Annotated in this window: 22 protein-coding genes and 1 pseudogene; 4 read left to right on the forward strand and 19 right to left on the reverse strand. The window is 61.9% G+C overall.

What is annotated here, in order from left to right; genetic code table 11:
• Positions 1 to 10: 10 nt before the first annotated feature.
• The 10 genes from metK to QF629_09215 form a co-directional block, all read right to left on the reverse strand.
• A complete protein-coding gene (metK, locus tag QF629_09170; protein ID MDP6013699.1) occupies positions 11 to 1,180 on the reverse strand; it encodes a methionine adenosyltransferase in 1,170 nt (389 codons plus the stop codon).
• 147 nt (positions 1,181 to 1,327) lie between these two features.
• Positions 1,328 to 1,726 (reverse strand): helix-turn-helix transcriptional regulator, encoded by a 399-nt coding sequence (locus QF629_09175; protein MDP6013700.1) that lies wholly within the window; start codon positions 1,724 to 1,726, stop codon positions 1,328 to 1,330.
• A 341-nt stretch (positions 1,727 to 2,067) separates the two neighbouring features.
• Positions 2,068 to 3,588: an apolipoprotein N-acyltransferase gene (lnt, locus tag QF629_09180; protein MDP6013701.1), complete on the reverse strand. Its 1,521-nt coding sequence runs from the start codon at positions 3,586 to 3,588 to the stop codon at positions 2,068 to 2,070.
• A gap of 28 nt (positions 3,589 to 3,616) precedes the next feature.
• Entirely contained in the window at positions 3,617 to 4,528 is a 912-nt protein-coding gene (locus QF629_09185; GenBank protein ID MDP6013702.1) for a hemolysin family protein, read from the reverse strand.
• On the reverse strand, positions 4,525 to 5,001 hold the full coding sequence (ybeY, locus tag QF629_09190; protein ID MDP6013703.1) for an rRNA maturation RNase YbeY: 477 nt from the start codon (positions 4,999 to 5,001) through the stop codon (positions 4,525 to 4,527). Before ybeY ends, QF629_09185 begins: the two co-directional genes overlap by 4 nt.
• Positions 4,998 to 6,008 (reverse strand): PhoH family protein, encoded by a 1,011-nt coding sequence (locus tag QF629_09195; GenBank protein MDP6013704.1) that lies wholly within the window; start codon positions 6,006 to 6,008, stop codon positions 4,998 to 5,000. The genes ybeY and QF629_09195 overlap by 4 nt, the downstream gene beginning before the upstream one ends.
• Entirely contained in the window at positions 6,005 to 7,354 is a 1,350-nt protein-coding gene (miaB, locus tag QF629_09200; protein ID MDP6013705.1) for a tRNA (N6-isopentenyl adenosine(37)-C2)-methylthiotransferase MiaB, read from the reverse strand. Before miaB ends, QF629_09195 begins: the two co-directional genes overlap by 4 nt.
• A 182-nt stretch (positions 7,355 to 7,536) precedes the next feature.
• Positions 7,537 to 8,331 (reverse strand): lysophospholipid acyltransferase family protein, encoded by a 795-nt coding sequence (locus QF629_09205; protein MDP6013706.1) that lies wholly within the window; start codon positions 8,329 to 8,331, stop codon positions 7,537 to 7,539.
• Positions 8,332 to 8,342: 11 nt separating this feature from the next.
• Complete coding sequence (locus QF629_09210) at positions 8,343 to 9,164, reverse strand: GNAT family N-acyltransferase (GenBank protein MDP6013707.1); 822 nt, start codon at positions 9,162 to 9,164, stop codon at positions 8,343 to 8,345.
• Between the two features lie 43 nt (positions 9,165 to 9,207).
• Entirely contained in the window at positions 9,208 to 9,624 is a 417-nt protein-coding gene (locus QF629_09215; GenBank protein MDP6013708.1) for a Fur family transcriptional regulator, read from the reverse strand.
• A 128-nt stretch (positions 9,625 to 9,752) separates the two neighbouring features.
• Here QF629_09215 and QF629_09220 point away from each other — a divergent pair, with 128 nt between their 5' ends.
• Entirely contained in the window at positions 9,753 to 10,043 is a 291-nt protein-coding gene (locus QF629_09220; GenBank protein MDP6013709.1) for a sulfurtransferase TusA family protein, read from the forward strand.
• Here the strand turns inward: QF629_09220 and QF629_09225 are convergent.
• Together QF629_09225 and tsaB are read right to left on the reverse strand one after the other, a co-directional pair.
• The gene (locus QF629_09225; GenBank protein ID MDP6013710.1) at positions 10,032 to 10,490 is read right to left on the reverse strand and encodes an N-acetyltransferase; all 459 of its coding nucleotides are present in this window, start codon (positions 10,488 to 10,490) and stop codon (positions 10,032 to 10,034) included. The two genes, QF629_09220 and QF629_09225, sit on opposite strands and share 12 nt — an antisense overlap.
• Complete coding sequence (tsaB, locus tag QF629_09230; GenBank protein MDP6013711.1) at positions 10,487 to 11,149, reverse strand: tRNA (adenosine(37)-N6)-threonylcarbamoyltransferase complex dimerization subunit type 1 TsaB; 663 nt, start codon at positions 11,147 to 11,149, stop codon at positions 10,487 to 10,489. The genes QF629_09225 and tsaB overlap by 4 nt, the downstream gene beginning before the upstream one ends.
• Positions 11,150 to 11,175: 26 nt before the next feature.
• Here tsaB and ddpX point away from each other — a divergent pair, with 26 nt between their 5' ends.
• Complete coding sequence (ddpX, locus tag QF629_09235; protein MDP6013712.1) at positions 11,176 to 11,739, forward strand: D-alanyl-D-alanine dipeptidase; 564 nt, start codon at positions 11,176 to 11,178, stop codon at positions 11,737 to 11,739.
• Here the strand turns inward: ddpX and QF629_09240 are convergent.
• Positions 11,727 to 12,314: pseudogene (locus tag QF629_09240) on the reverse strand (malonic semialdehyde reductase). The gene ddpX and the pseudogene QF629_09240 sit on opposite strands and share 13 nt — an antisense overlap.
• Before the next feature lie 146 nt (positions 12,315 to 12,460).
• On the opposite strand from QF629_09240, the gene QF629_09245 reads away from it, so the two are divergent.
• Positions 12,461 to 13,507 (forward strand): polysaccharide deacetylase family protein, encoded by a 1,047-nt coding sequence (locus QF629_09245; protein ID MDP6013713.1) that lies wholly within the window; start codon positions 12,461 to 12,463, stop codon positions 13,505 to 13,507.
• Here the strand turns inward: QF629_09245 and QF629_09250 are convergent.
• From QF629_09250 to trpS, 5 genes are all read right to left on the reverse strand, one after another.
• Positions 13,504 to 14,073, reverse strand: a complete 570-nt coding sequence (locus QF629_09250) for a NifU family protein (GenBank protein MDP6013714.1) — start codon at positions 14,071 to 14,073, stop codon at positions 13,504 to 13,506. The two genes, QF629_09245 and QF629_09250, sit on opposite strands and share 4 nt — an antisense overlap.
• A 107-nt stretch (positions 14,074 to 14,180) precedes the next feature.
• Entirely contained in the window at positions 14,181 to 14,669 is a 489-nt protein-coding gene (locus tag QF629_09255; GenBank protein MDP6013715.1) for a universal stress protein, read from the reverse strand.
• 7 nt (positions 14,670 to 14,676) lie between these two features.
• A complete protein-coding gene (locus QF629_09260) occupies positions 14,677 to 15,414 on the reverse strand; it encodes a TIGR02186 family protein (GenBank protein MDP6013716.1) in 738 nt (245 codons plus the stop codon).
• On the reverse strand, positions 15,411 to 16,325 hold the full coding sequence (locus QF629_09265; GenBank protein MDP6013717.1) for a sulfite exporter TauE/SafE family protein: 915 nt from the start codon (positions 16,323 to 16,325) through the stop codon (positions 15,411 to 15,413). The genes QF629_09260 and QF629_09265 overlap by 4 nt, the downstream gene beginning before the upstream one ends.
• Before the next feature lie 112 nt (positions 16,326 to 16,437).
• Complete coding sequence (gene trpS, locus QF629_09270) at positions 16,438 to 17,448, reverse strand: tryptophan--tRNA ligase (GenBank protein ID MDP6013718.1); 1,011 nt, start codon at positions 17,446 to 17,448, stop codon at positions 16,438 to 16,440.
• Between the two features lie 357 nt (positions 17,449 to 17,805).
• On the opposite strand from trpS, the gene QF629_09275 reads away from it, so the two are divergent.
• Positions 17,806 to 19,791, forward strand: a complete 1,986-nt coding sequence (locus QF629_09275) for an NAD(P)-binding protein (protein ID MDP6013719.1) — start codon at positions 17,806 to 17,808, stop codon at positions 19,789 to 19,791.
• Between the two features lie 27 nt (positions 19,792 to 19,818).
• On the opposite strand, the gene QF629_09280 is transcribed toward QF629_09275, so the two are convergent.
• Positions 19,819 to 20,028: microcin ABC transporter ATP-binding protein (locus QF629_09280; GenBank protein MDP6013720.1), on the reverse strand; the 210-nt coding region annotated here is incomplete at its 5' end.

Here is a 20,028-nt window from a genome sequence, read left to right on the forward strand (position 1 = left end):
CCCTGCCGCGTCAAGCCAATGCGGACGCCAGTGAGTTGGCCAAGTCCACGCGCTCCCAGGAAAACCCACCGTCCGGCTCAGGCGCGCGCCCAAAATGGCCGTACGCTGCCGTGCGCGCGTAGATCGGTCGAATGAGCTGCAGATGATCGCGAATACCGCGCGGTGACAAATCCATCTGCTCCTGCAGGGACACGCCCAGGTGCGCCTCGTCGACTTTGCCCGTACCGTGGGTATCGACGTAGACCGACAAGGGCTTGGAGACACCAATGGCATAGGCAAGCTGGATCGTGCATTTGTCGGCCAGCTCAGCGGCCACTACATTCTTGGCCAGATAGCGCGCCGCATAAGCTGCCGAGCGATCGACCTTGCTCGGGTCCTTGCCGGAGAATGCGCCGCCACCGTGGGGTGCCGCGCCACCATAGGTGTCGACGATAATTTTACGACCCGTGACGCCAGTATCACCGTCGGGACCACCAACAACAAATCGCCCGGTGGGATTGACGTAAAACGAGTCTTCGGGGCACATCCAGCCCTCGGGCAGGACATCCATAACATGGGGTCGGACTATCTCGCGCACTGCCGCCTGATCGAGATTTGCCGCATGTTGGGTCGAGACCACGACCGAGGTAGCACCGACCGGCTCGCCATTGACGTAGCGCAAGGTGACCTGGCTTTTCGAGTCCGGCAGCAGACCCGGCTCGACACCAGAATGGCGCACACCGGCAAGCGAGCGCAGAATCTCGTGGCTATAGAAGAGCGGGGCCGGCATCAAGACATCGGTCTCGCGGCAGGCATAACCGAACATGATACCCTGATCGCCGGCGCCAACATCCTTGTTGCCACCGGCATCGACACCCTGAGCAATGTCGGGCGACTGGTTGTGCAAGCGGATATCGACCTTGGCGTCGCGCCAATGAAAGCCGTCCTGCTCGTAACCAATATCGCGCACCGCCGCGCGCGCGATCTCCTCGACCTTCTTAGCGCTCATCTCAGGGCCACGGGTCTCGCCGGCAATTACCATCATATTGGTCGTCGCCAACACCTCGCACGCGACACGCACCTCCGGATCCTGGTCACCCAGATAGGCATCCACAATTGCATCTGACACACGATCACAGAGCTTGTCAGGGTGGCCTTCGGAGACGGATTCGCTGGTGAACAAATGGTCGGCAGTGGCCATTAAACCCCCGTGGCGGATCGCTCCGCATGCAAGACTAATAAAGACAGGCGCCGGGTGCGCCAAGCGCAAGGCGCCTACATATCACCTTGTCTGGCAAACTTCCACGGGCACCACAACCCGCAGAAGCGGATCAGTTCTAGTGCTTGGCTATATGTGTGCGCCAAGTGACTTGACCAAGGCGTAAACCAGACGACGCACGCTGGCATCGCTAATGCTGTGATAGGCGCGAATTAGCTCCAGCGTCTCGCGTTTAGACAGCATATCCCCACCGAGGTTCCCGGGCGTCTTGCCAAGACCCGGCGCAGCGCCGCTAACCTCCAACGGCATGTCGTCAAAGAAGAACGAGACCGGCACGTTCAAGACTTGGCTCAACTGATAAAGCCGACTCGCGCCAACGCGGTTGATACCACGCTCGTATTTCTGGATTTGCTGGAAGGTGAGGTTGATCCCCCCCCCCAATTTCGACTGACTCATACCGAGCAGCGTACGCCGCAACCGAATACGGCCACCAACGTGAATATCCACGGGGTTGGGATTTTGGGCCATTTTCCCTCAATTTCTCAAGGTTCTCACCGCGAACAGAGCTCTATTTTTCCCACTGTGATATTGCCAACACCAAAAGTGCACTTTTGACATTCAATTGTGCCCACTTTTCTTGCATAACCACGTCCGTGACACATCCTATGACACTAAAATGCCTGCCTCACGCCTAAAGCATTTTGACATCAAGCCCCTCGGAAATTGATTCGCAAAAACTAGTGCCGCAACTTACGCACCGAACCTTGAATTTCCAAACTCACACATCAAAAGCAGGGTTGTTTCCACCCTGTCTTTTTATTCGATTCAATACCTATAACATAAGAAAGAAAAGTCCATCGTATTGTCTATTATGCCTCACCTCGCTTTCGTCTAGCCTGCATTAAGACAAACAAACACAAAACCAACAGCGGCCAATCGCGCCAAAAAACATAAAGTGTGTCACCTCTGGCGACGGGTAGCGGGGCATCAATCACGCCCGTCTCTCCCAAGCCCAAACTTGCGACGACACGGCCTAGAGAATCCACCACTCCCGACACGCCGGTGTTCGCAACCCGCACAAGCGGTATGCCCTCCTCGATTGCACGCACCCTTGCCTGCTGAAAATGCTGATAGGGCCCAGTGCTGATGCCATACCAAGCATCGTTAGTCAGATTGAGCAACCAGGCTGGCGGATCATCTTCGCTACGCACATTACCGGGAAAGATCGCCTCGTAACAGATCAGCGGACTCACTGGTGGCAGCCGGCCGAGAAGTAGACTAACGGGCCCCGGCCCGCGAGAGAAATCTGTCTCACCATGGCTGAGCTTAACCAAATCGAAAATATTTCGCAGGGGCATATATTCGCCAAATGGGACCAGGTGAAACTTATCGTAGGTGGCAACAAGGTCACCATGGTCGTCGATGGCATGCAAACTGTTCCAAATCTGCATGTGGTCGCCACTGACTTTCTCACCGCGCACAGCGCCAGTGATCAACAGGCCACCAGGCGCCACTGCCGCTCCCAGGCGCTCACGAATCTTGGGCTCGTCGGCAAGAAAATAAGGTGTCGCCGTTTCGGGCCAGATAACCACGCTCGGCGTCGCACCGGGCGTCGCCGTCAACGTAAGGTGTTGGCGTAGATTGTCGGCTCTGCGCTCGGGCTGCCATTTGTGATATTGTGTGATATTGGCCTGAATCAGACGCAAGCTGATCCCCTCGACGACGGCGCTGTCCGCGTCTGGCAGGCGCACCGTACCCGCGAGCGCTGCCGCTGCCAAGAGTCCACAGCAAAGCACCAGCGGGCGCCAGCCATGCTGCTCCGACACCAGCGCCGCGGGCGTCGCTGCAGCCAACACCGTCAACCAGGACAGGCCATATACGCCAAACACCGCGGCCGTCTGTAGCATAGCAAGGGAATCAACCCAGACATAGCCGAGCAGATTCCAGGCAAAGCCGCCAAGAACGAGATTAGCGCGCAGCCACTCGGCGGCGGTCCAAGAGGTCGCCAGTACCACCGCGGCCAATGCGCCGCGGGCACGCGCCAGATAGGTAGCCAGCAGGGCGATCCCCGGAAACAGCGCGTTGGCCGCGGCTAGCCCTAACACGGCAAACGGCGCCGCAGGCGGCGCGACGCCAGCCACGGAGAAGGCCGTTCCCACCCAATAAAGACCGGCCACGAAATGCCCCAGGCCGAAACTCCAGCCCAACGCGAAAGCGCCTGCTGGTCCACGGCAAGCAGCGAGCATCAGGCTCAAGCCGACAAAGGTGGGCAGCATCAGAGCAGCCATAGCGAAGGGCGGCAATGCCAGGCACGCCACCGACCCCAACAAAGCCGCCGCAAGCCAGCGCTGCCAGAGACCGGCGAGTGCACGGGGCAGCTTTGTTTCCATTCTTCGCGCTACCGCAACACGAGAGCGGTTAGCCTTCGCCGCCACCCGGCTCCTGCTCAGCCATGTCGGCGTGGCGAATGCGCACCTTGCGGACGCGGCGCGGATCCGCATCGAGTACGTCGATAGCCAGGCCTGCAGGATGGGCCACGACCTCTCCGACCGCCGGCACCCGCCCAGCCAGATCAAAGACGAGCCCACCGACTGTTTCGATATCCTCGTCGCGATCAGCCGGCAGAAGATCGATGCCGAGCTTCAACTCAATTTCTAATATCAGCGCCCGCGCATCGGCCTCCAAGCTGCCATCCGCGGTGATCGCAACCAGCGGCAAAGCGGCCGTGTCGTGCTCATCTTCGATCTCGCCGACAATCTCCTCCATCAGATCCTCGATGGTCACCAGGCCGTCGATGCCCCCATGCTCGTCGACCACCATAGCCAGATGTACCTTGTCGGCGCGCATCTCACGCAGCATTTCCTGCACCGGCATGGACGGCGGAACGAAAGGCAGGCGCCTGATCACGTCAGCCAGCCGAAAAGGCTCATCCACCGACCAATAGGTCAGTAGATCCTGCACATGTACCATACCGATGACATCATCAAGGCTGTTGCGATAGACCGGCAGACGCGAATGCCCAACCCGCGACATCAGTTTAACCACTTCGGCCAGGGAGGCACCCTCGGGCACGGCGATAATGTCGGCACGCGGCACCATGACGTCCTCGACCCGCGACTCGCCGAACTTGAGCAGGTTGAGCAGCATCACGCGCTCTTCCTCGTCGAGAGCGGTGTCGTCGTCGCGCTCGGCGATCAGCGTCTCCACCGACTGGCGCAGACTGTCAGCCTGACTGCCGATACCCGTCAAAGAGCCGAGCCAGCCAGCCAACACACCGAGCAGCGTACGCTCGCCCGCCGATCCGGGCTCGTCCTGCCTGTCACTGCTCATTTCACACCCACGCGCTCGGCGGCGTATGGATCGGCGATGCCGAGCGTCGCCAATACGCGAACCTCCATCGCTTCCATGTGCCGGGCCTCGTCATCGTCTTGATGGCCAAAACCGAGTAAATGCAGGGTGCCATGCACTGCCAGGTGGGAGAGATGCGCAGCCAGAGCCTTGCCCCTTGTACGGGCCTCCTCAGCAGTCGTCTCGCGCGCCAGGATGACGTCGCCGAGCAGACCCGGCGCACCGGCCGCAAAGGCGAGCACATTGGTCGGACCCTCGAGATGGCGAAATCGGCTATTGAGGGACGCAACATGGGCGTTATCGGACAACACGATACAGAGGTCGCCACCCTCGCACCCGGCAGTCTCCAAGGCCGCGGCCGCGGCAAGCCGGCAAATACTCTCGGCCTCGACACCCCAGGCAGGATCCTCTAGCACCACCGCTATATCGACGGGATAGTTATCGTCGCCGGTCATGGCTCCTTTACCTCGCGCTCGCGCACCTCATAGGCGCGGACGAGCGCCGTTACCAGACGGTGGCGCACTACATCGGCATGGGAAAAGCGAACCACCGATACACCTTCGACCTCGCCCACCACCGCCAAGGCCTCGCTGAGGCCAGGCCGCGTGCCTGTGGGCAGGTCCACCTGCGACAGGTCGCCCGTGACCGCCATGCGCGAATTCTCACCGAGACGAGTGAGAAACATCTTCATCTGCACGGGTGAAGTGTTCTGAGCCTCGTCGAGGATGACATAGGCGTTCGACAGCGTGCGCCCGCGCATGAAGGCAAGTGGCGCAATCTCGATAACGCCGCTTTGCAGGCGGTCCATGACGCGGTCAGACGGCATCATATCGTAGAGCGCGTCATACATAGGCCGCAGATAGGGATCGACCTTCTCGCGTAAATCGCCCGGCAAAAAGCCGAGCCGCTCACCCGCCTCGACGGCGGGACGCGAGAGGATGATGCGGTCAACTTGGCCATGGGTCAGCATGGCCACGGCAACAGCCACGGCAAGGTAGGTCTTACCGGTTCCCGCCGGGCCGATGCCGAAGACAAGTTCGCTTTCCTGCAGCGCACGCATATAGGTCACCTGGGCCGGTGAGCGCGGTATGATACGCCGCCGCTGGGTGGTGATGACCGTATCGTCGGCGACCAGGCGGGCGACACCGTCGCCATTGCCCGCGGGCTCGTCGGCAACGACCATGCGCAAGGCGGCATCGACATCTTGAGCGGTTACCGGAAGGCCTTTCTCGAGCACGTCGTACAGGCCGAGCATGGCCCGCTTGGCCTTTTCCGTGGCTTCGGGACGGCCGGTGATAGCAAGCTGGTTGCCGCGGCTGGCCAAAGAAACCCCGAGAGCCTGCTCGATCCGCGCCAGATAGCGATCGTGCTCGCCATAAAGTGCGCCCAGCAGGGCATTGTTGGCAAAGCTCAGATACAACGGCGCGGCATCATCGCCGTGCGGTTTCGGCGCCCGGCTCATGCGTCAGCCTCGGCCACGGCCAGCTCGCCGGCCAGGCTATTGGGGCCGGCGGCAGCAATGCGAGCAGAAACCTCATCACCGATGCGCGCTGTCGCCGCTTCGATATGAACCGGCTGTAAATAGGGCGAGCGGCCGAGCAACTGCCCGGCATGGCGGCCCGGCTTTTCTAACAGCACCGGCAACACGCGCCCTACGCAGGTGTTCGCGAATTCGCGCCGCTGTGCTTCGAGGCGAGCCTGCAGTACCGTCAACCGCTCAGCCTTTTCCGCCTCTCGGACCGGGTCCAGCCCGCTTGCCGCGGGCGTACCCGGGCGCGGGCTGTATTTGAACGAGAACGCGCTAGCGAAGCCGATTTCGTCAACCAGCGCCATGGTAGCGGCGAAGTCCGCCGCAGTCTCGCCGGGGAAGCCGACGATGAAGTCAGACGACAAAGCAAGGTCGGAACGTGTCGCGCGCAGACGCTCGACCAGGCGGCGATAGTCATCTGCCGTATGTTGGCGGTTCATGGCCTTCAACACGCGGTCGGAGCCAGTTTGCACTGGCAGATGCAGATAGGGCATCAAAACCTCGACCTCGCCGTGGGCGGCAATCAGACCATCGTCCATGTCGCTTGGATGGGACGTGGTGTAGCGCAGCCGCGCCAGACCCGGCAGCTTCGCCAAACGTCGGATCAGGCGCGCCAACGACCAGCCGTCGCCATGATAGGCGTTGACGTTCTGACCCAGCAATGTGATCTCCCGCGCACCCTGGGCAAGCAATTGCTCGGCTTCCGCGACGATCTGGTCGACCGGACGCGACTCCTCGACACCTCGCGTATAGGGCACAACGCAGAAGGTGCAGAACTTGTCGCAGCCCTCTTGCACGGACAGGAAAGCACTTACGGACGCAGCACCAGAGCGAGCTGGCAGGGCATCAAACTTGGGAATAGGAGGAAACTCGATGTCGAGCACCGGCACACCACTGACCCGGCTGGCGCGCGCGATCATCTCCGGCAGACGGTGATAGGTCTGCGGCCCCAGCACGATGTCGATGAAAGGCGCGCGGCGTAGCATTTCCTCGCCCTCGGCCTGGGCCACACAGCCCGCCACGGCTAAGATCATACGCTTTCCACCTGCGGCCCGCACCTCACGCAGCCGGCGCAGCCGCCCAAGCTCCGAATAGACTTTCTCGCTGGCCTTGTCGCGAATGTGACAGGTATTGAGGATGATCATGTCCGCGTCATCTGGTGCCGCCGCCATGCGGTAGCCGAGCGGCGCCAATAACTCGGCCATGCGCTCCGAGTCGTAGACATTCATCTGACAGCCATAGGTCCGGATGAAAAGAGTCTTGGGCTCAGCGGCAGGCATCGGTTGCTCGCCGTACTCCTGCCGTGCGCCGCGTCTCTCAAGGTGCTGCACAATCAGCTCGTCACCGCCCTCGACAACAGCCTCCAGCCCTGGATTCGCGCGTTCCTTTGCATGGCTTGCAACTTTAGAGCATGTTGGCGCCGCGGGGAACCAGTTGCTGCCATAGCCAGGCCCTATCTCGCCTAGCCGATGGCGACATCGCTACGGCGTCCCGACAGCAAAGCCGACACGCCGCCAGTTACCAAGCGCTCACAACGCTTGGCCAAGATCTTGCGCGAATCGCCATCGCCGAGCATGAGCGGCGGATGAAAGCAGACTTCCACGGTGGCCGGACCGCAGCAGAGCAGGTCCCAGAGATGGCTAGCCAGGCCCATGTCGCCATACCAGGCGAGATAGGGCCGCTCGCGCCGGCTCATGGGTAGATGGTTGTAAGCCGTATAGGCTACCGAGATGGGTTGCACGCTGAGCGGCCTGCCTTTCACGCTCACCTCCGCCAGGCTGAAAAAGGTGCTGTTGAATGGCAACACACGGTTGCCGTCGCTGCTGGTGCCTTCGGGAAAGAGAACCAAGCTACCGCCTTCCTCCAGGCGGGCAAGCATCTGATCGCGCTGTCCGCCACTACGGCTCACCCTGCGCTCGACGAAGATCGTATTGACACTTTTAGCCAGGATGCCGAACAAAGGCCAACCTGCCACCTCCGCCTTGGCAACAAAGGACGCGTCAAGCAGGGTCGAGAGCACGATAATATCCAGATAGGACGCATGATTGGCCACATAAAGCGCCGGCGCCGGCGCCGGCGCCGATCCACTTCGCTGTACCTCAAGGCCCAACAGCCAGCAATTTCCGCGATGGTAGAGCCTGGGAATCAACCGTTGCAGGCGCGAGCCCACTAGCACGAAGAGAAGCTGCAACGGCAAGAGCGTCAGCGTCCAAAGAATAAAGCCGGTGGTCAGCACAACCCCTCGCAGCGCAACCATCTTCAATTTGATCAGACGGAGACCGGACGGTGAATATCGGCGCCGTAATGCTGGCGATACTTGTCAGTCACCCAGTCGGTCTTGACCACGATACAGACATCAATAGTCTGGAACTGCTCGTCGATCACCGCGCCGTCGCCGACGAAGCCGCCGACCCGCAGATAGCCCTTGATCAAGGGCGGTAGGGCGAGCCGCGCCTCGCGCCGTTCGATCGCGTCAGCGGCGATGCGATCCATCGGCGTAAACAGCGCCGTCAGGGCGCGCGGGCGCAAGCCCTCGGGCGCCAGATGGTTGTGATAGAGATAGGACAACGGCAGCGCCACACTGTCGGGCTCAACGCCCTCAAAGCTGGCGCACCCGAACATCAATGCAATATCGAAATGAAAGACGTACGCGGCAATACCGCGCCATAGCAAGGCCATGGTCGCACGATTGCGGTATTCGGCGGCAACGCAGGAGCGGCCCAACTCCATAATCTCACCGCTACTCGCCAGCAGCTCTGAGATATCGTACTCGCTAGCCGTATAGAATCCGCCCTTGCGCATGGCCTCACTGCGGCGGTTGAGACGATAGGTACCAACCACCGAGTCTTGCGGGTGAGGTCTATCGTGGTCAATAACAAGCAGATGGTCGAAGCATTCATCATGGCTGTCGAAATCACGCCTGCGCGACCGCATCTCGTCACTCGGGCGGGCGCTCATCTCCTCGTAGAAGACGCGGTAACGCAGGGCTTGTGCGGCATCGATCTCGGCCGCTCCACGAGCAAGGCGCGCCTCCAGATTTCCAGCATGGATGCCGCCATGGGGGTCGTCAAAAGTCTCGGCAGTGCTCATGGCTCTATGGGCCCTTTGTCGGCGTGGTGGCCGGCGACTACTATCAATCCTCGCTCGTCTCCAGCGGTATGCCGTAAAGCTCCAGCCGGTGCCCAACGAGATGGAATCCGAGCTCTTTGGCCGCCAATTTTTGCAACGCCTCGATCTGGTCGTTGTGAAACTCGATCACCCGCCCCGTCTCAATGTTGATGAGGTGGTCGTGGTGCTGGCTGCCGCTTTCCTCGTAGCGGGCTCGGCCATCGCCAAAATCGTGCCGCTCGAGCACCTCGTTCTGTTCAAAGACACGCACCGTCCGATAGACCGTAGCTAAGCTGATATGGGGGTCGATGAGGATTGCTCTCCGACAGACCTCATTGGCGTCGGGATGATCCTTCGCGTCGGACAGAACCCGTGCAATGACCCGCCGCTGCCCGGTCATTTTCAGGCCCTTCTCAACACACAGTCTTTCCACGCGCGACATCGCTTTCGCAGCCTGTGTCACGATAGGGATTCTGCCTCCTCCCAATTCTTTTCTGCTTAATCTCGCGAACGCCAGTATATGGCAGAGCGGGCCCAGGAACAACAGAGCCCCACCGCCCGTTGACGGTCATGGCGGCAATCGGCCACCATGGTAACATGGAAACGCAAGCAACAGACACTGCCGCGGACCGGCAACTCGACATTACCCATTTGCAATGCCCGATGACCTTCGTGCGCACAAAACTCACGCTTGAAGGCATGGAAGCCGGCGAAATTCTCGCGGTACGCCTTAATGCCGGCGAGCCGTTGGAGAACGTACCACGCTCGGTCGGCGACATGGGTCATGAGGTGGTCTCGCTGACGCCGGAGGCCGAGGGCGGCCCCTACCTGCTGCTGGTCCGCTTGTGCTCAAAAAGCTAGCGATCGGCGCAGGACCAAAGCATCGGCGGGTGGCCCGCCGGGGCGGCGAAAATAGCCACGTCGGCTGCCGACCTCCAGGAACCCCTGGCCGCTATAGAAGTCGCGCGCCGACGCATTGTCCACCGGCACCTCCAAGACCATCGACATCGCGCCCTGGGCGGCTACCCGCACCATCGCACCTGACAGCAGAAGGCTTGCGATCCCGGCGCGGCGATGGTCGGGACGCACGCCGAGCGTGATCACCTCCGCCTCCTCGCCAAGCATCCGCCAAAGCAGGAATCTAAGCAGCGCATCATCGGCCGATACAATGCTAGCGGAGTTGCCTGGATTGCACAGCAGACCGCAGAAAGCAGAGGCGTCCCAGGCCTCAGCAAAACACACCCCGTGCAGAGTGGCGAGGATCTGGGCGTGAGCCGGGCCTGCGGCTAGCAGGCGCAGTGCTCTCACGGCGTGCGCGGCAAGCGTGCATCGGGCGGGCGCAGATAGAGCGGTGCCACCGGCACACCGACCGCCGGCAGCGAGCGCGTCGCAGCCAGGGCCACGGCCACAGCAGCATCCGGGCAGCCGTCGCCGGGCAAGGCGGTCACCCCATCCCCGAGCAAGTCCGCCATGCGTTGGGCAGCCGTTCCAACCACCTGCAGGGGCGGAACCCAGGGCTCAGCCGCCAGGGCGTCGGCACTGCGTGCCGCCGGCTCGCCGAGGGGAGTTAGGTCGGTCGCGAAAACCTGGCCGTAGATCTCACCGCGACGGGCATCAATCGCCGCCATGAGGCTGTGGCCCCGCCGCGCCACCGGCACGGAAGCCGCCAGGACCTCCAGCGTAGTCAGACCGATCAGCGGCCGCGTGGCAGCGAGCGCCAGCCCGCGCGCCGCCGCCAAGCCGATGCGGAGGCCGGTGAAGGTGCCCGGACCGCGGGTGACAGCAAAGGCGTCGATATCGCCATAAGCGAGACCAGACTCGGCCATCACTGCCGCAACCATGGGCATCAGGGCTTCCGCATGGCCACGCACCATGAGCCGGCGCTGCGCCATCGCCACGGCCCCATCCACCCAAAGTGCGACTGAACACGCCTCCGTCGCTGTATCCAATGCTAGCAGACGCATCATGCCGCCTTGGTATAGAGTCCGGCACCATGCCTTTGGTCGCGATCGAGCCGCCCGCCTATGACCTCAGCGTGACGATGGCCTATGCGGGCGCGGACAATTTCACAGGCGCACCGATCTACGCCCGCGCCGCCTGTTATCTGCATCCGGATGCCGCCGCCTGCCTGGCGCGTGCCATCATGGCAGCCAGCCAGTTGGGCCTGCGGCTGCTGGTTTTCGACGCCTTCCGCCCGGTCGAGGCGCAGTGGGCGCTGTGGGCGCACACGCCGGACCCGAATTTTCTCGCCGACCCGCGCCGCGGCTCGCCCCATTCGCGTGGTGTCGCCATCGACCTCACCCTGCTCGACGGTACCGGACGGGCGTTGGAGATGGGTACCCCGTTCGATCATTTCTCGCCCCTTTCGCATCACGGCGCGCGCGGGGTCCCCGACACCGCACAGCACAATCGCATGCTGCTGCTCGGCCTCATGACCGTGGCCGGCTGGGACTTCTACCGCAATGAGTGGTGGCATTATCAGCTTTTTAACCCCCGCCGTTACCCCCTACTCCACGATCGCGGCGCCGGCACGCGCCTGATGGCTCAGAGAACCTGACACACGTCCTCAAAGGCGAACCGCGAGTGGCGGGGCACGAGACCATCTGGGTCACCCCGGCCGATACAGCAAAGAAAATTCGAGTGATAGGTGGTATCGCCGAAGAATTCCCGATCGCCGCCGGCATTGTCAAAGCCTGACATCGGCCCACAATCAAAGCCCAAGGCACGCGCCGCAATCAGCAGATAGGCACCCTGCAGAGTACCGTTGCGCAAAGCCGTGATACGAATGTGCTCGTCCTTGCCGACGAATCAGGGGCGCGCATCCACGTGGGGAAATAGCTTGTGCAGATGGTCGTAGAAGGCGAGATCGTGGCCAATGATGGTAGTGACGGGCGCCGTCATCACTTTTCCAATATTGCCGGCAGACAAATGCGGGCGTAAGCGCTCTTTGCCCTCCTCACTGCATAGAAAGACAAAGCGCGCGGGACAGCTGTTAGCGGTTGTAGGACCCATACGTGCCAAATCATGGATCGCGCGCAGGTCAGCCTCATTGGGCGCCTCATCGCGCCAGCGATTGTAGCTGCGGGCATGGCGAAAGACTAGATTCAGAGTATCGTCGTCGAGGGTTAGCATCGCTCCGCGTCTCCGTTTCTCAGTATGTTGCTCGGGCAATTCGGTCGTGCAGCTTGTCTTCCGAAGTCTGGCACGCTAAATATCGCCCCGTCGAGATCGAAGCCGACGCACACTCGAGTATGACCGTGGAACATGGAGATGTCGGCTTGTTAAAGCTGCGGCCCGCGCGCCGTAAAAGTTCCGTTGCGACCGTGACGACGGCGCTTCTGATACTGCTACATGCCGTCTTGCCGACAGTTGCAGACGATTCCGCGGTGATCTTATCCTATCAGCGATTCGCTGAAGAGCCCGGCAGGCTGACCACGACCCTGGCCGAACTCGACGCTCATATCGCGCACCTTCGAGACGGTGGCTATCAGGTGTTGTCGATCAGCCAAGTCATAGCAGCAATCACAGGCGGCCTGCCTTTGCCGCAGCGAGCGGTGGCGATCAGCATCGAGGGCAGCCACGAATCAGTGTACAGGTTAGCTTGGCCACGTTTCAAGGCCGCCGGCTTTCCCTTCGCCGTCATGGTGACGACCGACGCGGTTGAGCGTGGCGGCAACGCCGCCGGTTGGGACAACTTGCGCGAGATGGCCTCGGCGGGCGTGGAAATCGGAACCCACGGGGCCTTCTACCGGGTGCAGGTCGGACGCAGCATGGCCGGGGTGGCGGCTGATCTGGCGCGTGCTCGCCGCCGCATCGCCGGAGAGCTTGGCGCCCCGCCGCGTATCTTTTCCTATCCCTATGGACAGTACGACGGCCGCGTACGCGAGCTGGTCGCGGAGCACGGCTTTGTCGCAGCCTTGGGCCAGCAGTCGGGTCCAGCTTATTCGGGAAGCGATATCTACGCTTTGCCGCGCTTCTCCGTGTTTGGCCCCTTTGCCGAGCCGGCGCGCTTTCGGCTGGTGCTCGAAGTGCTGCCGCTGCCTGTCAGTGAGCTTGTGCCAGCGCTGCCGATCGTCTCCAGCAATCCGCCACCGATCGGTTTTACCGTGGCCGAAGGAATCGGGCCCTTGAACCGCCTCGCCTGCTTTGCTAGCGGTCTCGGGCAATTGCCACTCAACCGCCTCGGCGCGCGCCGCATCGAGTTGCGCCTGGATGCGCCGTTGCCAGGCGCCAGGGTACGCATCAACTGTACCATGCCCGCACGCGACGGCGACTGGCGCTGGCTGGGCCTACATCTGGTATTACCCCCGGCACCAGCTAATTAGACGGCGCGGACCTCCATAACCTCCGGCACGTAGTGGCGGAGCATGTTCTCGATGCCGCCCTTGAGGGTTGCCGTGGAGCTCGGACAGCCGGCGCAGGCGCCATGCATCTCCAGCATGACGACACCATTTTGGAAGCCGTGAAAGATGATATCGCCGCCGTCCTGAGCCACGGCCGGACGTACACGTGTATCCAGCAGTTCCTTGATCTGATCGACGATCTCGGCATCAGCTTCAGAAAAGTCGCTACTTTCGCCCGCACCTTCTGCCACACCCTCTGCCGCGTCCAGCAGCATCGGCGCGCCGACCACGTAATGCTCCATAATGACCCCAAGAATAGACGGCTTGAGCAACTGCCATTCGGCAACTTCTGTTTTGGTGATCGTGACGAAGTCAGAGCCAAGAAAAACGCCGCTGACACCATCAATCAGAAACAGCCGCTCCGCCAGGGGCGAGCGGCGCGCCGCCTTGGCATCGGTGAAATTGGCCGTGTCATCAGCGAGAACGGTCTCGCCGGGGAGAAACTTCATGGTCGCCGGGTTGGGTGTGGGCTCGGTCTGGATGAACATGCGGCCAGCTCCGTTACGGTCTTTGCAAAATGCGTTGATCAGCTCTGTTAGATATTCCACTGCATACGTCGGTGATCTGGCGGCCAAGGTCAAGAGGGTAGCCTCCCTCATGTGAGCTTGAGAAGCTGCTCCTCGGTAAGGTTACCGGGCACGATGGTGAGCGGAATGGTCAGTCGCTTAGTTGCCTCGCCGGATAGCCGGCGCACCAGCTCGTTTGAGCCCTGGCCTTCCGGCGCCACGCCGAGCACCAGAATGTTTATCGATGGATCTTTCTCGATCAGCTTGAGTATCTCGTCGGCACAACGGCCCTCGCGCACCTCCAGAATGGGCCGGATACCAACTTGCTCCTGAACCTCACCGGCAAGCTCCTGCAATATCTGCTCGGCCTCCTCGCGGCGCTCCTCGCCCATCAACTTCTCGACCGCTACCCAGTGCTGAAAATCAGCCGGCTCAATGACGTAGAGCATGACCAGACGGCCATCGGTATTGCGCGTGCGCAAGGCCGCGAAGCGCAGCGCCACGCGACAATCCTCGCTACCGTCCACGCAAACCAGGGATTTAACCCGGCCGGCGACATGCTCAGCCACTTCCGCCATCAATCGATCAGCTCTTTCGGAACACCACGCCCGCCAACCATCCTGCCATCAGCGCTACCGCGACCGCAAGCAGGCCGTAAAGCAGGGGCTGCTGGCGCGAAAAGCCGAACATCGTGGCGCCGAAACCCGATTTGGAGACCTGCAGTGCCGCCGTCCGCTTGCTGAGCAGGATGCCATCCTCAAACAGATAGACATCGGCGTGGAACAACCCTGTCGGCACATTGGCCGGAAAAGAGAAGGTGGTGCGGAACAAACGCTTGCCAACATGGCCGATCGGCTCCACGGCGCTGCGCACCAGCCCCTGGCGCTCGAGAATGCGCGGCAGGGCCGCGCGGAAGGCATCAATCTCAGCGCCGCTGCCCTCAAAGGATGGCGACAGATGCACGTTCTCGAAACCTATCCGGTGCTCGGCAAGCAAGGCCGCATCAGCAATCTCGGCCAAGGGCCGGCTGGCGGCAACGGCGTAATAGCCGGGCGCTGCGGCGAAGATGACCTCCTCGCGGTTAAGCCACATGCCCGCCACGCGCGCCTTTCGGCGCACCACCGCGGCCTTTTCCGGCCCGCGCAACACCACCACCACATCGCCGTCGCCGTCACGGGTGCCGAAAAGCAGCACCTCGGCGCCAGTGAAGCCCGAGGTGATGGCTATCTTATGGGAGCTGAGATCGATAACCACTGTCTGCGCCAGCACCGGCGCTGCGGCGAGCGTGGCGCAAAGACCGAGAATGGGTAGTGGCCACCTCATTCAATAACCGGCGCGACGCTGAAGAACTCATCAGGCTCAATCATCAAATCAAGCCCGAGCTTGGCGCAGACCGCAAGCACCAGAAGTGCCAACAGGCCGCGCAGCTGCTCGCCGCGAAGAGCGGCGCCGAGGCGGCTACCGAACTGGGCACCAACCACGGCACCGGCCAGCAGCAACAAGGCCAGAACCATGTCGACGGTCTGGTTGGTGACGGCATGCAGCACTGTCACGATAGCGGTGACGAAAATGATCTGGAACAGAGAGGTGCCGACCGCTACCGAGGTTGGCATGCCCAGCACGTAGATCATTGCCGGAATAAGGAAAAAGCCGCCACCGACGCCCATGATGGCCGCCAATATGCCGACCCCAAACCCGATTGCCACCGGGAGCAGCGCACTGATATAGAGCTTCGACTTGCGGAAGCGCATTTTCAGCGGCAGGCCGTGCAGCCAGTTGTGCTGGTGCAGCTTGCGTCGGGGCGCGCCCTTTTGCCGCCGCCGCATAGTGTTGGCGCTCTCGATGGCCATCAGCAGCCCGACAGTACCGAGAAAGCCTACATAGGCGAGGGAAATGGCGGCATCGATTTGGCCCATCTCCCGCAGCTGGCGGAACAGCCAGACGCCGAATACAGAACCCCCGGCGCCACCGCAGAGCAGCACGGCGCCCATCCTAAAGTCCACATTGCCGCGCCGCCAATGGGCAAGTAGGCCGGAGACGGAGGCTGCCGTGATCTGATTGGCCTCGCTGCCCACGGCAACGGGTGGCGGCACGCCGATGAAGATCAGCAACGGCGTCATGAGAAAACCACCACCGACACCGAACAGTCCTGACAAAACGCCGACCGCAGTCCCCATGCCCAGCAAAAGCAGCATGTTGACCGACATTTCTGCGATCGGTAGATAAATATCCATGTGAACCGGCTTTCAGCATGCCGATTTCTCGTATTATAGGTTATTGCGCCAAGGCATCCTCTGATCAAGCGCTTTCTCGCTAGCAGCCGCACGCGGCAGCTTTAGCGTGACATTACGGCTGCAAGAAGCCTACCAACCGCTTGGCCTCGGCGATGATCGGGGCTGCTAGGGCCTCGGCACGCTCGCCGCCGTCGCGGAGCACCGCATCGACATCGCCAGGCGCCCTCATGAGACGCTTCATCTCTTCGCCGACCGGCGCCAGGACCTCAACCGCCACCTCCGTAAGTTTGGCCTTAAAGTCGGAAAAGCTAGCAGCAGCGTATTCGCCGCAAACATCGGAAACCGAACGATCGGTCAAAGCCGCGTAAATGCCCACGAGGTTTGCCGCTTCGGGGCGCGACACGAGGCCGGCTGGCTCGCCGGGCAGGGGATCAGAATCGGTCCGCGCCTTGCGAATCTTGCAAGCGATTTCATCGGCGCCGTCGGCCATGTTGAGGCGCGAATATTCCGACGCATCCGACTTGCTCATCTTCTTCAACCCGTCGCGCAAGCTCATCACCCGCGCCGCCGCTTCCTGGATTATCGGCTCTGGCTGGGGAAAGAACTCCGGCTCGAACATGCTGTTGAAGGCCTGAGCTATATCGCGGGCGAGCTCCAGATGCTGCTTCTGGTCGTCGCCCACCGGCACGTGGGTGGCTTGGTAAACGAGGATGTCGGCCGCCATCAGGGTGGGATAGGCGTAGAGCCCGACGGTGGCGTTCTCGCGGTGCTTGCCCGCCTTCTCCTTGAATTGGGTCATGCGGTTGAGCCAACCGAGACGAGCAATACAGTTGAAAATCCAGGCAAGCTCGGCATGCGCGGCGACCTGGCTCTGGTTGAAGATGATATTGCTCTTGGGGTCGATCCCCGCCGCCAGAAGTCCGGCTGTCACTTCGCGTGTATTGGCACGGAGGCCGTTCGGATCCTGGGGCACAGTAATGGCGTGCAGGTCGACGACGCAGTAGAGGCAGTCAAAGTCGTCTTGCAGCCGCGTCCAATTGCGAATGGCACCGAGATAGTTGCCGAGATGGAGGTTTCCCGTTGGCTGCACGCCGGAAAAAATTCGCCCTTTAACCTCACCCATCGTCGACTCCCGCTGGGGTTAAGCCGCGCTGCTCACGGCGCTGGCCCGTGTATCGGCTAGACCGGGCAAGGTCAACCGGTGCTTGACTTTTTAGTGCAATCCAAACCAAACCTGTGGACGATGACCGGCTGCGCGGGGGAAGTACTTTCTCCATGCCCAACCCGGCAATCGCCGCGTCCGAATCGATTGGTGACAGCGTCAAGACTACTGCCTGCTATCAGTGCACATTACGACATTCGGTGTCTGTCTTTTCGGTTGCCCGCTTCCTCACCACGCCTCGGATATAACCAGATGTCTTGTGACCGATTTGCAGGAGGCAGCCCGGCCCAGCGGCGCAGTATGGTGTAGACTGGCTCCATGTCCGCATTTCCCCATCTCGCACAACCATTGGAGGGGCCGCGCTTGCGGCTCAAAAACCGCATCGCACACCCTGCCATCCTGACCCTGTTGGTGCAGAACCAGGAGGTCAGCGAAGCGTTTCTGCGCTACCACGCGAACCGCGCCAAGGGTGGAGCCGCGATGATCGTGGTGGAGCCGGTCAACGCGCTGTCTTGGCAGAGCCAGCACCAGGCGCAGCTAAATGTCTATGACAATGCGGCGCTGCCCGGCTTGGCCCGCCTGGCGAACGAAGTCCGCAGCCACAACTGCCGCATCTTAGCGCAGATCCAGGATCACGGCCGCGGTAACTATTCCCGCACTCGCCCCGATATTACCTATGGGCCGAGCGCGCTGCCTGACGATGAAAGCGGCGGCGTGCCTTATCCACTGTCGGGCGACCAGGTGGCAGAGATGATAGCGGCCTTTGCCGCCAGCGCCCGACGCTTGGAGAGCGCCGGCTTCGATGGCGTCGAGCTGTCGTGTGCGCATGGCCATCTTTTTCACCAGTTTCTTTCGCCCCACAGTAACCACCGCGATGATCGCTATGGCGGCGACTTCGCCTCCCGCCTGCGGCTGGTGCAGGAACTGATCGCAGCCATTCGTAGCGCCTGCGGCTCGGCTTTTGTCATCGGGCTAAAGCTACCTGCGGATGAGGGCATCACGGGCGGCATCGACCTTGCCGAGGCCAAGCGCATCACCGAGGCGTTGGCCGACCCGCATGTCATCGACTTCATCGCCTATGCCTGGGGCACCCAATCGAACACGCTGCATTGGCATGTCCCCGACGGCCATTGGCCGCGCATGCCTCACGTCGCACGTATTGCCGAGCTGCGTGCTGCCGCGGCCGGCATCCCCGTGATGGCACTTGGGCGGATCGTCGACCCGAACGAAGCGGAAGCTGTGCTAACCGCCGGACAGGCCGACCTGGTTGGCATCGGCCGCGCCATGATCACTGATCCGGCCTGGGCCCGGAAGGCCTTAAGGGGGCGCGGTTACGCGATCCGCCCCTGCGTCTCCTGCAATACCTGCTGGGGCTCAGTCGCGACGCCGTCGGCAATCACCTGCGACAACAATCCGGCGCTGGCGACGCCGGGGGAGATCGACGGCGTGCCGGCGCGTGAGCAAGGCTTGCGGCGTATTGTGGTTGTGGGCGCTGGCGTGGCCGGGTTGGAAGCGGCCTGGGTCGCCGCTGCGCGCGGACATGACGTCACGCTGTTCAGTGCTTCCGGCAAACTCGGTGGACGGGCGCGCCTTGCCGCGACCTTGCCCGGGGCCGAGGCTCTCGCCGGTGTCTATGATTACCAAGGCGCCGAAGCTCAAACCCGAGGCGTGCGGATCGAGCTCGGCATAAAGGCGACGATGACGGACATTCTCGGCCTCGCGCCTGATGACGTGGTCTTGGCCAGCGGCGCGCGCATGGCCTGGCCCGAGTACCTACTGGGCGATCGGGAAGCTATGTCAGCCATCCCGGATTTGCCGTCAGCAATAGCCGCCCTGTTGGCACACCCCGGCCGCCACGCCGGCACCGCAGTCGTGATCGACGAGGATCACAGCAGCTTCACCTACAATGCGGTAGATTGGTTAGCCGAGCATTTTGACCATGTGGTGCTATTGACCAGCCGCGATACCGTGGCACGCCACGAGCATCGCGTGGCGCGCCAAGGCATCATCGAGCGGTTGCTCGCAAGGGGCGTCGAAAGGCGTCTCTTCCAGCTTCCTGATCTCCGCTCTGAGGAGCTTGAGGAGGGTATCGTTGGCCACCGCCAGACCATAGGCCCCGGCACCCGCCGCTTGATCGAGAAGGTCAGCTTTCTGGCCTACGCCGCGCATCGTGAGCCACGCCTTGAGCTGCTGGCACCGCTGCGCACAGCCGGCCACCGGCACCGCCTAATCGGCGATGCCCGGGCGCCACGCACCCTGCTTCACGCCACTCGCGAGGGACACGCGGCTGGGCTCGATCTTTAACGCATTGCCAGATGAGATGGCCAGGCCCTACTCACTCACCACGCCGCCCTCTGTTGCCTTGATCTCGAAGGCGGCGGCCATGAGGGCGCGGGTGTAGTCGGAGGCGGGAGACTCGAAAACCTGTTGCGCCGGACCTTCCTCGATAACCTTGCCGCCGCGCAGCACAATGATATGGTTGGCCAGCGCGCGCACCACACGCAGGTCGTGGCTGATAAAGAGATAGGCGAGGCGGTGGCG

The sequence above is a fragment of the Alphaproteobacteria bacterium genome (assembly GCA_030739735.1).
Classification (GTDB): Bacteria; Pseudomonadota; Alphaproteobacteria; order UBA7887; family UBA7887; genus UBA7887.

Coding starts and splice junctions, on each gene's coding strand:
- QF629_09260 (MDP6013716.1), bottom strand. CDS start 15,414: ATGAGGTGGCCACTACCCATTCTCGGTCTTTGCGCCACGCTCGCCGCA.
- QF629_09195 (MDP6013704.1), bottom strand. CDS start 6,008: ATGAGCCGGGCGCCGAAACCGCACGGCGATGATGCCGCGCCGTTGTAT.
- QF629_09265 (MDP6013717.1), bottom strand. CDS start 16,325: ATGGATATTTATCTACCGATCGCAGAAATGTCGGTCAACATGCTGCTT.
- tsaB (MDP6013711.1), bottom strand. CDS start 11,149: ATGATGCGTCTGCTAGCATTGGATACAGCGACGGAGGCGTGTTCAGTC.
- miaB (MDP6013705.1), bottom strand. CDS start 7,354: ATGCCTGCCGCTGAGCCCAAGACTCTTTTCATCCGGACCTATGGCTGT.
- QF629_09220 (MDP6013709.1), top strand. CDS start 9,753: ATGGCGGCAATCGGCCACCATGGTAACATGGAAACGCAAGCAACAGAC.
- trpS (MDP6013718.1), bottom strand. CDS start 17,448: ATGGGTGAGGTTAAAGGGCGAATTTTTTCCGGCGTGCAGCCAACGGGA.
- metK (MDP6013699.1), bottom strand. CDS start 1,180: ATGGCCACTGCCGACCATTTGTTCACCAGCGAATCCGTCTCCGAAGGC.
- QF629_09275 (MDP6013719.1), top strand. CDS start 17,806: ATGTCCGCATTTCCCCATCTCGCACAACCATTGGAGGGGCCGCGCTTG.
- QF629_09215 (MDP6013708.1), bottom strand. CDS start 9,624: ATGTCGCGCGTGGAAAGACTGTGTGTTGAGAAGGGCCTGAAAATGACC.
- lnt (MDP6013701.1), bottom strand. CDS start 3,588: ATGGAAACAAAGCTGCCCCGTGCACTCGCCGGTCTCTGGCAGCGCTGG.
- QF629_09185 (MDP6013702.1), bottom strand. CDS start 4,528: ATGAGCAGTGACAGGCAGGACGAGCCCGGATCGGCGGGCGAGCGTACG.
- ddpX (MDP6013712.1), top strand. CDS start 11,176: ATGCCTTTGGTCGCGATCGAGCCGCCCGCCTATGACCTCAGCGTGACG.
- QF629_09210 (MDP6013707.1), bottom strand. CDS start 9,164: ATGAGCACTGCCGAGACTTTTGACGACCCCCATGGCGGCATCCATGCT.
- QF629_09205 (MDP6013706.1), bottom strand. CDS start 8,331: ATGGTTGCGCTGCGAGGGGTTGTGCTGACCACCGGCTTTATTCTTTGG.
- ybeY (MDP6013703.1), bottom strand. CDS start 5,001: ATGACCGGCGACGATAACTATCCCGTCGATATAGCGGTGGTGCTAGAG.
- QF629_09255 (MDP6013715.1), bottom strand. CDS start 14,669: ATGGCGGAAGTGGCTGAGCATGTCGCCGGCCGGGTTAAATCCCTGGTT.
- QF629_09175 (MDP6013700.1), bottom strand. CDS start 1,726: ATGGCCCAAAATCCCAACCCCGTGGATATTCACGTTGGTGGCCGTATT.
- QF629_09250 (MDP6013714.1), bottom strand. CDS start 14,073: ATGTTCATCCAGACCGAGCCCACACCCAACCCGGCGACCATGAAGTTT.